The 15345-nt window shown below is 48.0% G+C and carries 7 protein-coding genes and 2 CRISPR repeat arrays; of the genes, 2 read left to right on the top strand and 5 right to left on the bottom strand.

All coding sequences use genetic code 11. The annotated features are described in order from the left end of the window. Window positions 1-171 precede the first annotated feature (171 nt). The 5 genes from cas1 (NG833_RS18265) to NG833_RS18245 all read right to left on the bottom strand — a co-directional run bounded on the left by cas1 (NG833_RS18265) (window position 172) and on the right by NG833_RS18245 (window position 11472). Complete coding sequence (cas1, locus tag NG833_RS18265; RefSeq protein ID WP_254566704.1) at window positions 172-1023, bottom strand: CRISPR-associated endonuclease Cas1; 852 nt, start codon at window positions 1021-1023, stop codon at window positions 172-174. Window positions 1024-1264: 241 nt separating this feature from the next. Further along, the gene (locus tag NG833_RS18260; protein WP_254566703.1) at window positions 1265-3190 is read right to left on the bottom strand and encodes an RAMP superfamily CRISPR-associated protein; all 1926 of its coding nucleotides are present in this window, start codon (window positions 3188-3190) and stop codon (window positions 1265-1267) included. Between the two features lie 3 nt (window positions 3191-3193). Next, the gene (locus NG833_RS18255) at window positions 3194-3595 is read right to left on the bottom strand and encodes a hypothetical protein (protein ID WP_254566702.1); all 402 of its coding nucleotides are present in this window, start codon (window positions 3593-3595) and stop codon (window positions 3194-3196) included. Between the two features lie 109 nt (window positions 3596-3704). Beyond that, window positions 3705-4562, bottom strand: coding sequence for a type III-B CRISPR module RAMP protein Cmr4 (gene cmr4 / locus NG833_RS18250; protein ID WP_254566701.1), 858 nt, complete (start codon window positions 4560-4562; stop codon window positions 3705-3707). A gap of 77 nt (window positions 4563-4639) precedes the next feature. Then, a CRISPR array of direct repeats spans window positions 4640-7594; the repeat unit is 35 nt; unit sequence GTTTCCATTAGTTCCACTTCCAAAGAAGTGCAAGG. A 242-nt stretch (window positions 7595-7836) separates the two neighbouring features. Continuing rightward, on the bottom strand, window positions 7837-11472 hold the full coding sequence (locus NG833_RS18245; protein ID WP_254566700.1) for an NACHT domain-containing NTPase: 3636 nt from the start codon (window positions 11470-11472) through the stop codon (window positions 7837-7839). 209 nt (window positions 11473-11681) lie between these two features. Between NG833_RS18245 and cas1 (NG833_RS18240) the strand changes: the two genes are divergently transcribed. Both cas1 (NG833_RS18240) and NG833_RS18235 read left to right on the top strand, forming a co-directional pair. Beyond that, window positions 11682-13682 (top strand): CRISPR-associated endonuclease Cas1, encoded by a 2001-nt coding sequence (gene cas1 / locus NG833_RS18240; protein ID WP_254566699.1) that lies wholly within the window; start codon window positions 11682-11684, stop codon window positions 13680-13682. Window positions 13683-13851: 169 nt separating this feature from the next. After that, the gene (locus NG833_RS18235; RefSeq protein WP_254566698.1) at window positions 13852-14154 is read left to right on the top strand and encodes a hypothetical protein; all 303 of its coding nucleotides are present in this window, start codon (window positions 13852-13854) and stop codon (window positions 14152-14154) included. Between the two features lie 294 nt (window positions 14155-14448). After that, window positions 14449-15203: direct repeats of the CRISPR family, unit length 35 nt; unit sequence CCTTGCACTTCTTCGGAAGTGGAATTAATGGAAAC. Between the last annotated feature and the right edge of the window lie 142 nt (window positions 15204-15345).

Below are 15345 nucleotides of genomic sequence, written 5' to 3'. Positions count from 1 at the left end.
GCAATGCTTGCGCCCTGGGGCGCAAGCATTGCGCCCCTACACCTACCTCCCTTCCAGTGCAACGTTTGGAGGATTTATATTTTGCAATCCCCTTAGAGGGAGGGTGGGCTTGGCTTGTTTTAGGGCAATCATGGTCCTGCTCTGGCTTTCAGCCGTTTTTTTTATTATACTCTACCCAGAGTGATAGAAGAGGGTTAGTTGTTGCTCCCAAGCGGCAATAAACTGATGCAGTGGTTGATGGTGACCATTGCCGTTCCCGTTGCCATTGCCGTTGTGAGTGAAATTAGTGTGAGACAGAACGAACTCCAGCGCAAGGCGGTCTACTAGAATTACAGTCCAATCTAGGGTGAGGTCCCGCACAAGAGGCAGGTTTTCGCCATCGCTCAGGTGCAATCCACCAAGGTTGGCATCCAGTCCAATTTCTAGCAAAAACCCTTGTCCGACTTGTTCTAACAAGGCTTGACCCAAATGCCAGAGGTTGTCTACGGACATGGCGGATTCTAAAGTGTTCAGCCAGAGCCACTCGCGCAAAGCCGGATAGTAAATTTGGTTGACTGTGGCTAGGTGACTACGCAGTTGCGGAAGACTGGCTGCGGGAATTTCATCCAGGAAAAGTTCAATGGCCTCTAACGCAATTTCTACGGTGGGACAAACGCACGAGTTGAGCGACAACAACAATGCGCGACGATTGTGCAACGTAGCACTGACGATTCGTTCGGCGGTGTTTTGCATGAACTCGGGGTCACCGGCGCGTTGGAGTTGTTGGGTCAAATAGGGGGCATCCGAGTCCAGGTGAAGCCGTCCTAGATACCGACCCTCAGCATCCAGGAATAAGACAGGCAGAGCGTGGGAAAATGCTAAGGCAGTGGCTTCTCCAGTGATTTCGCACCCGTGGAATAGGACGATGTGGCTTGTCATTTTTGCCAACACTCGCCGCTGTAATTGCTGATGATGCCACAGTTCAAAAACTTGACGCTTGGCTTGCAGAATCGAACCGGGTTGGGTGAGGTAGATTGCGGTCATTGTTTCAGTTGAACGCTACATTTCCAGCATCGCAACTGAGTATTTGTGTTCGTGTATGCCTTAGCCGGTGCAGTATATGACTTTTTATATGACTTGTTTTCGTGAGTTTTGAATTATTGCAGATTGACAATTTTATGGACTGAAAAAGGTTATCGTTTGACTGTAGTTTATCTTGTCACCCCATCAGGTTTCCTCACCCAAGTGGGTGAGGAATTTGGCAAACCGTCATCAAATGATTGAGCTAGGTCAGGGGCCAGATTTGAGCCGGTTGGTTCAACAAACTCAGGTAATGTTTACGTGGGTCTGCTGTGGCACCAAAGACAGTAACCACTTGATATTCATCTAAATCAGCTATCCAAATTGGAGAAGGCGTTCCCGTTCCGCCACACAAATTTTTAGCTTCATCAAGTTTTCGTTGTTTCTCCAATTTATGGAATTCTTGGTGAAGAATATCTAAGGCATAAGGTTTATCCTTGTTTTGGCCTGACACAACAACAATTCGACAGTGAGAATCCACTGCTTCAGTCCAAGAATTGTCAGTAACAAGCCCAGCTTCTAATGGTGAGTTTGGATTTACGGAAAGCTCAGTCACCTTGTTGAAAGCCTGGTAAAATTCCTGCAAACGCTGTTGAAACCGCTGCTTAAATTCCTGGGGAGTATCGGGTAGATTCCAGAACGAATCTGTATTTTCTGGATATAACGTAGAACCACGATACCAGGGGGCATTATTTCGCTCATAACAAGGACGCCGCGCACCTTGTCCGACTCCCCCTAGGTGAAACATCATCCAGGTCAGAGTCTTGAACAAGGAGGAGAGCGCCTGTTGCAGATTCCCAGGAGCTTCCGGGGAATAGCGCAGGACGAGGGTTCCTACCTGTTCGCCACAAGCGCCATCTTGTCCTTGCCGGTTAGGTAATGGTTCTTTTTGGGTCACTTTCCCGTCCGCAATTTCGACTCGTACCCACCCCCATTGCTGAGGGTCGATACTGCCAAAGAGTTGCGCTTCCCAAGGTTTGACTTCATCAGGAGACAATACACCCAACGCAAAGCTGCGGAACCAATAGCGCAACATGGATTTAAAGGCAATTGGGCGAACTTCTGCTTCCGATTGTCCACGCATCTGCCATTCTTCACGTCTATCGTTCCAATGGAATGGGGTAAACTTTTGGCGTCCGTGAATCAGTTGACCTTGCAGGGTAAATTCCAGACGGAAAAATCCATCCTGGGGTTTACCAGCACCGGCCCGGATGAGTTCCCCATAGCCACTATTCACTTGAGAGCCGATTCCCCCTTGCAAGCCAGCCACCAGCCATGCTTTAACTTGGTCTAAAATCGAAGCATCACTGCAATTGCTGACCAACCGTAGCCCAATTAAAAACGTCGGTTCTTTCAGGGAGAGGAAGGGATTAGGATTGGGACCGTAATTGGGCAAAGACTCCCCCTCCCATTTCCAGATATTGTTCGCCATATCCACCTTTAATCCGTCTTTGTTGGGCAAGGGATAAGCATTGAGGAAGACCACTTTTCCGCAGCGATCGCTCCCTTTGGCATCCAGGGAACCAAACCAAGGAGCAATCCGCGTGGATGCCTCCTGCCAACGCAACCCCTCTGCGGCCATCAGTTCGCGAATCGCCTGGGTTCGGGCAACTCCGCGTAAAGTTGCCGAAGGAATGTAGGGCATCCCCAAAGCGTCAAAAGCAGGTAACAAGATGTTTTCGGGTCCCCGATGTCCGCCAACCCGAATCCGCCAGGGACATTTAACTTGGAAGGTGTTTTCCTTACCAGCAATCGCTCGGGTGCGATCGCACAGTTGTCGGAGTCGTCGCTGATACTGGGCTTTTTCTTCGGCCTTCTGGAGAATCTGAACCTTGGTCGCGTCTTTTTCGGGAGAATCAAGCGATCGCATCCACCGCAGATACTCGACAAAACTAGCTGTGTCATCGGTTGGCGGTTCGCGCTCAGGATATAACCAGGGAGAGGGACGTGAGTTTTGATTCCCGCCGCCGCCACCCCCTTGATTGCCCCCGCCTCGGTTGCCGCCACCTTGATTGCCACCGACTGGAGGAATAACCCGGCGAGGGGCTGTATTTCCAGCCGGAGTTGTGCGAACTGGGGGGGTCGCAGGAGGCTGGGGTCTGTTCGGTCGTTGTAATGGATCCGGTGTCATGATTTAGTCTCCTCCAGAAACATCGTGATAAACAGCAGTTGCCCAAAAACTAAACTCTCGTGCCAAGGCTAACCCTAAGCCGGTCAACCCCAAATATTCATCGGTTTCTAACTCTTTGAGGGTAGTTAAGCCTTGAACGTCTGCTAGGGTCTTATCATCCGGCAAATTGGCAAGGGTCTGTAAACACTCGAAATACTTACAAACTACCTGCCTTTTCCCTTCTTGGGTGAGGGCTTGTTCCTCCGCTTTCAGGCGCATCATGCCCCAAGTCGAAAGATAGGTATAAAGTTCAACAGCTTGATTTTTCTGTTCTTTGAGGCGAGTGTTATCTTGAGTTTGCTCTCGCAACCCAGACAGAGCCTCATAGACCGGAGTTGTAATGGTACGCGGGTCGAAAGTCATCATGGTTAGTCCTGGGAGTGAATGAATAAACTAAGTTGAGGAATAGCCCGATTGGATGGGCCTTGTTCCTTGGAAATTATTTAGACGGAGTGCGCCGATAAAGAGGCTGTTCTCACGAGTTCAAAACAGGTGAGATTGACCATTGTTGAACGAATCCGCGTCCTAGACTTTCTTGACCCCCAATCTGGATAATTTCGCGACTATTCAACAAGTTTTCAAATGCAGCCTGAGAACTTTCGCGGGTCCCGTTCGCTTGCGACGTAACGCCCCAGGGAAAATACATCACGGTATCCGGTGGAATGGCTTCCTCGTAGCGAAATCCTCCCTCGACCGATTTATGCTCGTCTAACTTGACCTTCACCTGCCGCCAGAGACTCATTTGGATTAACGTCACACAATGGTGGTCAGGCAAGACTAAGACGCGATCGATACCTTGACTGGCTGGGTGCTGCGGAATAAACGCTTGCCAGTTGTCCCAGTTGTTCAACTCATTGGAACGAATAATCGCATCCTTGAGGTAAATCCCCGACTGATTTTTTTTGGCATTCGTCAAATAGGAGTCCGCAGGAATTTTAGGTAGAGTCGGATTAAACCGTTTCCAGCGACGGAGTAACATCGGGCAGCTAATCCAAATCACGCCATGACTCAGGGAAGGTACGGGAACCCACAACAAAGAACCATCTCCAATCCAGACATCCCCCTGTTCGAGTTGGGTGATTGCCTTACCTGTTTGGGATTGGTATTCTGCCAAAAACTCTTGATTGTCCAAATCTTTCAAGTCTGGGCCAAAGAGTTGAGTGCGAACTACGCGATTGTCCAGACTAGCTCGTTGGCGTCCTCGAATGGTACTCGACGGAATATAAGGCAAATCCGTATGAGATTCACGGGCAATTCCTAACAGGTTTCCTTCTTGAGTTGTGCCGCCAGTATGTAATGGGGCTAACAGATATAGATAAACTAACTCGGTCATTAACTTGCTCCTGTGCAAGAAATTTATAAGAAAATTTTCTGGTAATTCCAGATTTTGAAGCGCTCATTTCTATTCTCGTTTCCATTAGTTCCACTTCCAAAGAAGTGCAAGGTATTTGTCTTAAAAATACAAGGTGGAAAGGGTTGCTGGAAGGTTTCCATTAGTTCCACTTCCAAAGAAGTGCAAGGCTCTTCCAGCATCTGCCCAAGTTGGTGCACGAGAAGTTTCCATTAGTTCCACTTCCAAAGAAGTGCAAGGTATCAATCCGGGGCGTTCCATGTCCCATTGAAATGGTTTCCATTAGTTCCACTTCCAAAGAAGTGCAAGGACACCTCAACAGATTGATTCGATCCGAATTTTGAAGTTTCCATTAGTTCCACTTCCAAAGAAGTGCAAGGCGTGAGTCAAGAGTACTCCGAATGGGGTAATTGGACAGTTTCCATTAGTTCCACTTCCAAAGAAGTGCAAGGCAATGAGGACTTGACGGGCTGTAGTACCATCAGCGAAAGGTTTCCATTAGTTCCACTTCCAAAGAAGTGCAAGGAATGACCGATCAATTTTACGGTTTCAGCCCCAATTTCGATCAGTTTCCATTAGTTCCACTTCCAAAGAAGTGCAAGGTATTACTTTACTTGGCGGAGGTGTATTGGCAGGAATTGTTTCCATTAGTTCCACTTCCAAAGAAGTGCAAGGCGGTGGGAAAGAGTGGATTGTCGTTGCCTGCTTCGAAGGTTTCCATTAGTTCCACTTCCAAAGAAGTGCAAGGAGTTAATTATTCTGTCAAGCTCTTCCGAGGAGATGACGAGTTTCCATTAGTTCCACTTCCAAAGAAGTGCAAGGAATGTTCAAGTCAGCGGTGTCCAAATAGTCCATGAAGGCTTGTTTCCATTAGTTCCACTTCCAAAGAAGTGCAAGGCCGCGTCATCCATGGCCACGTCGTCCAGAAAATCAATGTTTCCATTAGTTCCACTTCCAAAGAAGTGCAAGGCAGACCGGGGGCGTCCAGACTGCACACGGTTGATAGAATGTTTCCATTAGTTCCACTTCCAAAGAAGTGCAAGGACCCTGTGCAGTCGACAGGTACCACCACGGAGTCTTGTTTCCATTAGTTCCACTTCCAAAGAAGTGCAAGGAATTTTGGTTAGTGGCACCGTTGCTCCTAACCTTGCCCAGTTTCCATTAGTTCCACTTCCAAAGAAGTGCAAGGCGGTATTGACCCACTAGTAACATTCTCAGTGGAGGGTTTCCATTAGTTCCACTTCCAAAGAAGTGCAAGGAGATAACTCGCTTGAAGTTCAGCGATTTAAAATTACCATCCTGTTTCCATTAGTTCCACTTCCAAAGAAGTGCAAGGGTGCCGCCTTAGAGGTGGTAATTCCTGACAGCATTGTTTCCATTAGTTCCACTTCCAAAGAAGTGCAAGGAATGGTATTGCAGACTTAAGTTTGGTTGTGCAAAGGTTTCCATTAGTTCCACTTCCAAAGAAGTGCAAGGGACATTGACACTGCTTGGGTTGAAAGAATCCAGTAGTATTGTTTCCATTAGTTCCACTTCCAAAGAAGTGCAAGGAATGGTGAGTTGGTTTTTGACGCATCCACCGCCCCCGGTGGTTTCCATTAGTTCCACTTCCAAAGAAGTGCAAGGTATTTCGCCTTCTGTTTTGAAGGATCGGATTTCCAGTGGTTTCCATTAGTTCCACTTCCAAAGAAGTGCAAGGCCCTCTTGGACACCTGTACCTCTGGCCAACTTTTATAGTTTCCATTAGTTCCACTTCCAAAGAAGTGCAAGGAACTATTGAGACCACAGGCAAGTAATGTCACAATAGGTTTCCATTAGTTCCACTTCCAAAGAAGTGCAAGGTCTAACAAACATTTCAATCTGTGCAAGCGGCTCTTGGAAGTGGTTTCCATTAGTTCCACTTCCAAAGAAGTGCAAGGGCTGAAATCCTCGGTCTTTCCGAGGAAGATGCTACGGTTTCCATTAGTTCCACTTCCAAAGAAGTGCAAGGCAGAAATCCTAACGATTTTGATTTTTATGGAGTTGGTAGTTTCCATTAGTTCCACTTCCAAAGAAGTGCAAGGATTTCAACGATCCGCTCGTTGATATTTCTTCTGGCTACGGTTTCCATTAGTTCCACTTCCAAAGAAGTGCAAGGTTTTATCGGAAGTGAGTATGGACTAATTATCCATTAGTTTCCATTAGTTCCACTTCCAAAGAAGTGCAAGGGGAGTGGTGCATCCATCGTTGATACCCAATTCAACGTTCAGGTTTCCATTAGTTCCACTTCCAAAGAAGTGCAAGGATATAGGTACCAGTACCAGAAACAGTAGGGAGAATGTTTCCATTAGTTCCACTTCCAAAGAAGTGCAAGGTTGCTCTTGCAGAAAGTGCCAGTCGTGGTGCAGTTAGTTTCCATTAGTTCCACTTCCAAAGAAGTGCAAGGCCTGGACAACTTCTTCCATTTTATAATAGAGGTCGTAGGTTTCCATTAGTTCCACTTCCAAAGAAGTGCAAGGTGGAGGTAAAACTCCACGGTAACCAAGGAAACGACTTGTTTCCATTAGTTCCACTTCCAAAGAAGTGCAAGGTCTACACTGGATCGGTCTCACAAGAGATGTCCCGTTGTTTCCATTAGTTCCACTTCCAAAGAAGTGCAAGGCTTGTTTTAATCCAAAAAACACCAGGAGGCATTCGCCAAATGTTTCCATTAGTTCCACTTCCAAAGAAGTGCAAGGATCTGGGTCAGGTACGTACTCGTGCTGGCGTTCTTTGTTTCCATTAGTTCCACTTCCAAAGAAGTGCAAGGCTTTTTTGCTCTGCGTACGGCGACTTTCTCGCCTCAAACCCGTTTCCATTAGTTCCACTTCCAAAGAAGTGCAAGGACTATCTCGGTGGAATTTGAAGCCGAGGGTATGCTCGAGGCAAGTTTCCATTAGTTCCACTTCCAAAGAAGTGCAAGGGGCGGACAAGGAAATGATACGATCTATGTAGGCATTTGTTTCCATTAGTTCCACTTCCAAAGAAGTGCAAGGGCTTACCCGTTGAAAGGCTTACCCTGAGATGATTGTACACCTGCGAATCTGAGGGGGTCAAGTTTTTGTAGCGACAGTTGCATGATTTGAGTCCGAATTTGGGGAAAATCATCGGTTCAAAGCCTTATCCTGAGCCTAATCTGAGGGGGGTAACGAGAGAATGCGGGTTTCAGGACTAGCCTACCCCCCTCAGATGCTTATCATTCGTAGACTTATGATAAGCTGACTTAATATTCATGGGCTTAGAGGTTCCGATCGCGGAGGATACGAGTTTTGGTTTCTTCGGCTACTTGTGGGTCCTCTAGCAATTGGTCGAGTAACGGTGACATTTTGCCTTGATTGTTCGCGATTGCCACCACCAGGGCTTGTTGATTAGCCACGGGTAATATTTTATCATTTCTGCCCCAATCTTCGCGAATCATTCGAGAAAACAAGTCAGGGTCAAATTTACCTAAGTCATTTAACAAGGAAGTTACGACCAATTTATCAATTTTACCCGAAATATCCACGGACCGAAATAGTAGCCGGGTACAGTCGATGAGTTGGGGAATCAGGCGACGGTCTTCTAGTATCACCATCTGATTGAAGGCAATCATGGCAATATGGGCAATCCTATCAATGGTCGGCTGGGGTGCATGAGGAATAACCGTCTGGGTCAAACTAAATATCGCCTCGGCAATGGGCAATTCTAATCGTCGAGTGCCCGAGGGATGTTTCCAGATGGCAGCCGTTGTTAGTTTATAGGCCAATTGCAAGACTTCCGGGGTAGTTTCTTGAGCAATTGCTTGAAAAACTTGGATAATTTGCGCGGGAGTAACCTTCTGGGTGTTTACTTGCTCTAAAATCGCTTGCATACAATTTTGGCGGACTCGAATCACCCGAGAATTGGCTAATAACGGCAACAATGATTCCAGGGGGACTGCTTGCTGGTTTTGGACTAACTCTAGCACCATCCCCGATGCCTCTTTGGCAATATCTTGAGAGACATCCGCACAAGCCTTGACTATTTCCTGGATGGCTTCTGTTGTTCCCAATTTTGCTTGTTGCCAATGCAGTTTTAATAGTGCAGTCCGGGCTTCTTTAGATTGGCGATTTTGCTGGAGATAGGGGGCAATTTCTGGCGGAATGTAGCTGAGTTTTTTAAGAATTAGATTTGTCTGTTTGGGCGCAAGAGACTGGACAGCTTGCTCTAAAATCGTGGCGAGTTGAGTTCTAACTTGAGATGACCATACAGCGAAAGTCCCCAACACTCCAATCAGTTCCACGGGATAAGTTTCGATGAGGGGGTGAATCCATTCGGTTAATTGAACTGTCCAGGATTCTTCTAGTTCAGGGCTTTCTTCTCCCGCTTTGGCTAAGGCTCTCAGCAACATGGCTAAAGTAGAAATGCGATTATCGGCCAAATTAGAAATATCTCGGTTGACTAATGCAGAAGCTACTACTGTGGCCCCTCCATGTTGGATGGCTTCTTGTAAGGCGATCGCACTGCTGCGGTTCAACGATTTTGAATCAGCCGAAGAACACTCATCAAACAAGAGACTAACGATTGCACCGAGTAATTCTGCATCTTGAGCCGCCTGCCGACCTACGGCTGCTGCACAGACTGCCATCCATTCCGGTTGCAAGGGAACCGCTAAAACTTCCAGCCAAGATTGACCGAACCGGCTTTTGCCATTGGAAAGTAAATCGGGCAAAATGGAGCCAAGTAACGCCACAGCATTCTGATGTTCGACAAAGGAATTGTTGGCCGGGGGAAGCTCGATAATTTCTTCCAAAAATTCTACTTGCACTTCCTGGGGAACTTCGGGACTGAGGTACAATTCTATCACCATTGCTCGGACATTGCTGCCAAATGCGGCATATTGTTGTTGGAGAAGGGCGAGTACCTGCAAATTGATAGCTTTGCCTTGCGTTCTAATTTTGCGGCAATAGTCTCCGAGTAGCTTTCCCCAGAGGGTATGACCCAATCGGCTGGCAACTAAAGGACTGGCATTTAAGGCGGCAATGGTATCCTGAAATCGCTGGAATTCGGCATGGGACTGGACAATCCAATCGGCGGCAATTTCCAGGGTTTTGTTAATCAATTCCTTGGGAACTCTACTCAGCGAATACAGGACGATTTCCCATGCCGTTTGCCGATGACGGATGGGGGCTGAATTGGCAGCCACAAGCAAAGTTTCCATGAAAGCGTAGTCCCGGGCCAGGGCTATCTCTAGCATCGGTCGCAGGATGCCCGAAGCGTCCGGTTCGATGCGAGAAACCGCAGCAAAGGCGATCGCCCGAAAGGGAAGGAGTTGCTGCCAGTCTAGTTCGTGGCAAATCTGCTCAAAATCAGCTAAGGTAACTAACGTCAGATATTGGCGAAAAATCGGCCATAGGTAATGAGGAGTCGTCTGAGTGTTAGACTGCAACTGGCGGCGGATTTGGGCTTGGGTGAGTTCCCCAGAGGCGGTGGCGTTCAACCACCGGGCGATCGCATATTCCAGGAAAGTTTGATGGAAAAAGCCGATGCGATAGTTTCCCAATTCTTTGAGGACGCCCTCACTTCGCAATGCCGTGTAAGCCTCGAAATCTGCGGAACCACTCAGGTCAAACTGGGTTTCATAGAGAAAATCCCGCAGCCGTTCCCCAGAATTTTGGTACAAGGTTTCGGCCAAAAATAAGCATAATTTTTCTTGCGTTTTGCCAATGCGCGGGGATTGATGCTGATGCCGGACCTTAGAAATTTTCCAGTTCCAGTATATGTCATAGAGTTGGCTCACCGTTAAGTCTTCTGGCACGACTTGCGCCTCGGCAAATAACTCGCACAATAAGGCCAAGAGCAGGGGATGGGTAACAATTTCGGTGAGTGAGACGCTATCGGTAGATAAGGCTAGAATGCGATCGGCAAATGCCGTTTGACTCTCGATAGTCGGATAGTCCGGTTTGAGGGCGGCAAAACGGCCAGCAGCTTCGGCAACTTCTTCCGGTTGAAACGGGGTGATTTTGCAGCCATCATACACCGCTTCTCGGAACCCCGCAAAACTTTGGTGGTAAGGCTCAAAAAAGTCGGCATAATCGTTATCTCGACAGGTAAAAGCGACCGTTGTGCCAGACTCTAGCAGTTGCGCCAACATCCCCCGGAAGACAGGAACTAGCGGTTTGGTCAGAACAATGTCTAAGGTATCCAGTAACAAAATGCCGCGTCCGTGGTGAGCGGTTAGTTGGTGAGCCACTTCTACAATGGACAAACGAGTATCACTGACTTTTGCCCCCAGTTCTTCGGGAAAGCGATCGCTCTCTTCCACCAAATCATCACAGCGCACCAACGCAATCCATCCGCCGATTCCTTCTGCAATTAAAGCATCGTACAGGGTCCCAAGGAGGGTGCTTTTCCCATAGCCTGCTGCCCCCAAGATTGGGACCACCCGCTGCTTACCTTCGACTCCTCCACGGATTTGGGTTAGACATCGCTCTAAAAAACTTTCCCGGCGAATTGGCGGCAAAATATAAGGGTCCAATGCTTTGCGGGTTCGGGAGGCGTGGCCCATCACCGTTGCCAATTGGACCGTGGAGGGCGTCGCCTGAGCAAATGCTTCCTCGATAATCTGTTCCACTGCCCCAGGGGAAGGTTCATCCTTGTTTTCCTGGGGAGAATCTGAAGGGTCCTCGATGGAAAGTGCGGCGATTTCCTGCCAATCTAGGTCCAATGCCCGACAGATTTCTTGAAATAGTAGGCGATCGACAGGTTTGCTGTTGAAGAATTTGCTCACCGTCGTCCAAGAGGCGACTGCTAACTCCTTGGCGATGGCAGTCTTGGTCAAATTATGCCGTTTTAAAGCCTGTTCCGCTTTTTGGATTCCCTCTTCAGACGCAATCAGCGATCGCCGTCCCAACATGACATTCCTCCCTTATCCTTGATTAAATCCTGCTCCTACTGTCAACGCTTCAGCCACCTGTTATTCATGATAGGGCTTCCCCTTTCGTTACGAAAACCCATCTTTGAGAATAAGTCATACAAAAAGTCATATATCGTGCCGGTAAAGGCATATAGGAACACAAACAAGCCCTTGCCAAGATGGAATTGTAAGCCATTTCCAACGAGTTTATGGAATTTACCGAGACCTTACTCAGGGCCGCTTGGCAACAGGTGCGCCGGGGTTCGCGAATGGCGGGGGTGGATGGCATCACAGTAGATTGGTTTGCCGACAATCTCCAGATGCAGTTGGAGCAACTCCAGCATCATCTTACCCAGGAAACCTATCAAGCTAAACCCGCATTGGGCTTTTATTTACCCAAGGCATCCGGGGGGAAACGGTTGGTGGGGATTCCCACCGTATCTGACCGAATTATTCAACGGTTATTGCTAGAGGAACTCTACTGGCCCCTTGAGGATGCTTTTCTCGATTGTAGCTATGCCTATCGACCCGGGCGCAGTATCCAGCAAGCGGTGCATCATCTGTATGCCTATTACCAATTTCAGCCTTGTTGGGTCCTGAAAGCGGATATTGCCCAATTCTTCGACAATCTCTGTTGGGCGCTGTTGCTCACTCAACTGGAGCAATTGCAACTCGACCCGATGATCGGACAGTTGCTGGAACAACAAATCGCTGCCGGGATTGTGATTCGCGGACAATATCAAAACTTTGGCAAAGGCGTCTTACAAGGAGCAATACTTTCGGGGGCTTTAGCTAACCTCTACCTGACCGAATTCGACCGCCGCTGTTTGGCTGCTGGACTCAATTTCGTGCGCTACGGGGATGATTTTGTCATTGCCACTGCCCATGCCACCCAAGCCCAGGGAAACTTAGACCAAGTGCGAGGCTGGCTCGGGGAATTATATCTCACTTTACAGCCCGACAAAACTCAGATTTATGGACCCGATGAAGAGTTGACCTTTCTGGGATATCGGTTTGTCAAAGGACAAGTCTATGCACCGCCACCGCGCGCACCTCGGGGAGATTGGCTGCTTTCAGCCTCCGGCGTGCCTTATCGGCGGGTACGACAACGGCAACGCGCGCGGGTGTCTCGTCCTCCCCTCGCCTGTAGTCTCAAACCCGTGCACTTTCCTGTTGCCAATCCTGAACATTTATGGAGTGATGCCATGACTACTTTATACATCACCGACCAAGGTGCGTATTTGAGCGTCAAAAATCAGCAATTTCAGGTGTTTTCTAACCACGAACTGCGCGTAAAAGTTCCCGCCAACCGGGTGAGTCATATTGTCTTATTTGGCTGCTGCAATATGTCCCACGGAGCCGTTTCTTTGGCCTTGCGTCGTCGGATTCCCGTGATGTATTTGTCCCAGAAAGGGCGGTATTTTGGCCGGTTGTACTCGGAAAGTCATGCCAAAGTTGAGTATCTGATTCAGCAAGTGCAACGGTCCCTGGACCCAGAGTTTACCCGTTGCCAAGCCGAGGCGATCGTTGCCGCAAAACTGCACAATTCTCGGGCATTGTTGCTCAAACTAAACCGCCGTCGTCAAACTGATGCCGCTTTGATTGCCTTGGAAATGCTCATCAGTTGCCGGGATAAATTGCCCTTAGCCGAATCGATGGATGCCTTGCGCGGCTATGAAGGTAAAGCAGCATCCGCCTATTTTCAAGCCTTGGGTTCGTTATTCTCTGGACCTTTTGCCTTCGAGAAACGGACCAAACGGCCCCCAACGGACCCGGTGAATAGCATGATGAGTTTAGGCTACACCTTGCTTAGTCAAAATGTGCATTCTTTTGTCAACTTAGCGGGACTGCATCCGCACTTTGGCAATCTGCACGTCCCTCGGGACAATCATCCCGCATTGGTGTCCGATTTGATGGAAGAATTTCGCGCCCAAATTGTGGATTCCTTGGTGGCCTATCTAGTCAATTCCCAGATTTTGACCCCGGATGATTTTACCTTGCCCGATGAGCGCAATGGGGTCTATTTACAACCTCATGCCTTGAAGAAATACCTCAAGCACTGGGAGGATAAGTTGCTTTCGGAAATCACTCATCCCCATACGAACTACAAAGTTAGTTTAAAGCGGTGTATTGAGTTGCAAGTGCGCGAATATATCGCCTGTCTAGTCGGCGAGGTTGAGGTGTATCGTCCCATGTTGTGGAAGTTGTAGTTTTTTATGGTCACTGGTCCTTGGTCCTTGGTCCTTGGTCACTGGTCACTGGTCACTGGTCACTGGTCATTCGTGGGTGGTCATTGGTCATTGGTCACTGGTCACTGGTCACTGGTCATTCGTGGGTGGTCATTCATCCAAATGACAAATGACAAATGACAAATGACAAATGACAAATGACAAAAAACCAAATCTAGTGCAGAACAAACTGCTGACCGGAACCCGAAAATTGCTGTTTCTTCAAATTGCTCAACAACCGGGAATTACCTCCGCCCAACTCTGCTCCAACAGTTGCGCCAGAGGAGGAAACTTGTCCCGAATCAATCACCATCTAGCCGGGTTAATTGATGAAGGATTTATTGCCATCTCCTCTCGCAACAAACGGGGCAAATCTCATTACCAAATTACCTCAAACAAGGGCAAACGAATGCTACAATATTTACAGGCAATTCAACTTGATGGCGAGGGTTAAACGTTTTGGGGAGAGTCGCTTCCCACACACCGCACCTCCATCACCCCACTGAACCGGAAATGATTACCTTACCTTATCAATAGAGTTTGACTGATAAGCATCTGAGGGGGGTAGGGTAAGTCTGAAACCCTGATTCTACCGTTACCCCCCTCAGATAGCCCTCCACCAGGGCATTTCAGACGACGATTTTCCGTGATTTGAGGCGAAATTGCAGAGAATGTTGCTACAAAAACTTGACCCCCTCAGATCCACTGGTGTAAAATTAGCTCAGGACAAGCCTTTCAACAGGTAAGCCCTTGCACTTCTTCGGAAGTGGAATTAATGGAAACTCGGCTTCAATAGTCCAGAGAACTTCTTCAGCATCTTCCTTGCACTTCTTCGGAAGTGGAATTAATGGAAACGTTGGTACTGTCACTATCTGAAACTACCGCAACTCCCTTGCACTTCTTCGGAAGTGGAATTAATGGAAACGATTAAAAATTCCAACAGACAAACAGAACATGGTTGGAAGCCTTGCACTTCTTCGGAAGTGGAATTAATGGAAACGGGAAGTAAAAAAACCGTTATTGAAACAATCAGACCCCCTTGCACTTCTTCGGAAGTGGAATTAATGGAAACCGTAGCCGTCTAACACATTATTAGGAACACGGCTGTTCACCCTTGCACTTCTTCGGAAGTGGAATTAATGGAAACTGCGGTGGGGATTGCTCCCTCAGGTAGGGTCGTTAAACCCTTGCACTTCTTCGGAAGTGGAATTAATGGAAACAATATTCACCACAAGATCATTGCCCTGAAGTGAGCCTTGCACTTCTTCGGAAGTGGAATTAATGGAAACCAATAACCGCCTCCCAGTTATACCCTTTGCTCTGTCCTTGCACTTCTTCGGAAGTGGAATTAATGGAAACAGTACCAGGTTGAGTCGATGCACCGAAAGTCAGCCCACCCCTTGCACTTCTTCGGAAGTGGAATTAATGGAAACTGGCACCTAAGATGCCAGCAAAAATAGCTGTGACGCCTTGCACTTCTTCGGAAGTGGAATTAATGGAAACGAGGGTGCGATTCGTTCGCTGGCTAATACATAACCAGCGGGGAAAACTAACCGGAACTAACCGGAAAAGTTAAATCCTAACTGACTCTTGGATGCAAGTGAAAGTCTTGCCCTGTAAGAGATACAGTGACTCCCTACCTGGC

Origin of the sequence: Oscillatoria sp. HE19RPO, from assembly GCF_024220515.1 — a bacterium.
Taxonomy (GTDB): domain Bacteria; phylum Cyanobacteriota; class Cyanobacteriia; order Cyanobacteriales; family Laspinemataceae; genus Laspinema.
Note: the sequence above shows the minus strand (reverse complement) of the source record. Positions and strands in the feature narration are given on the sequence as shown.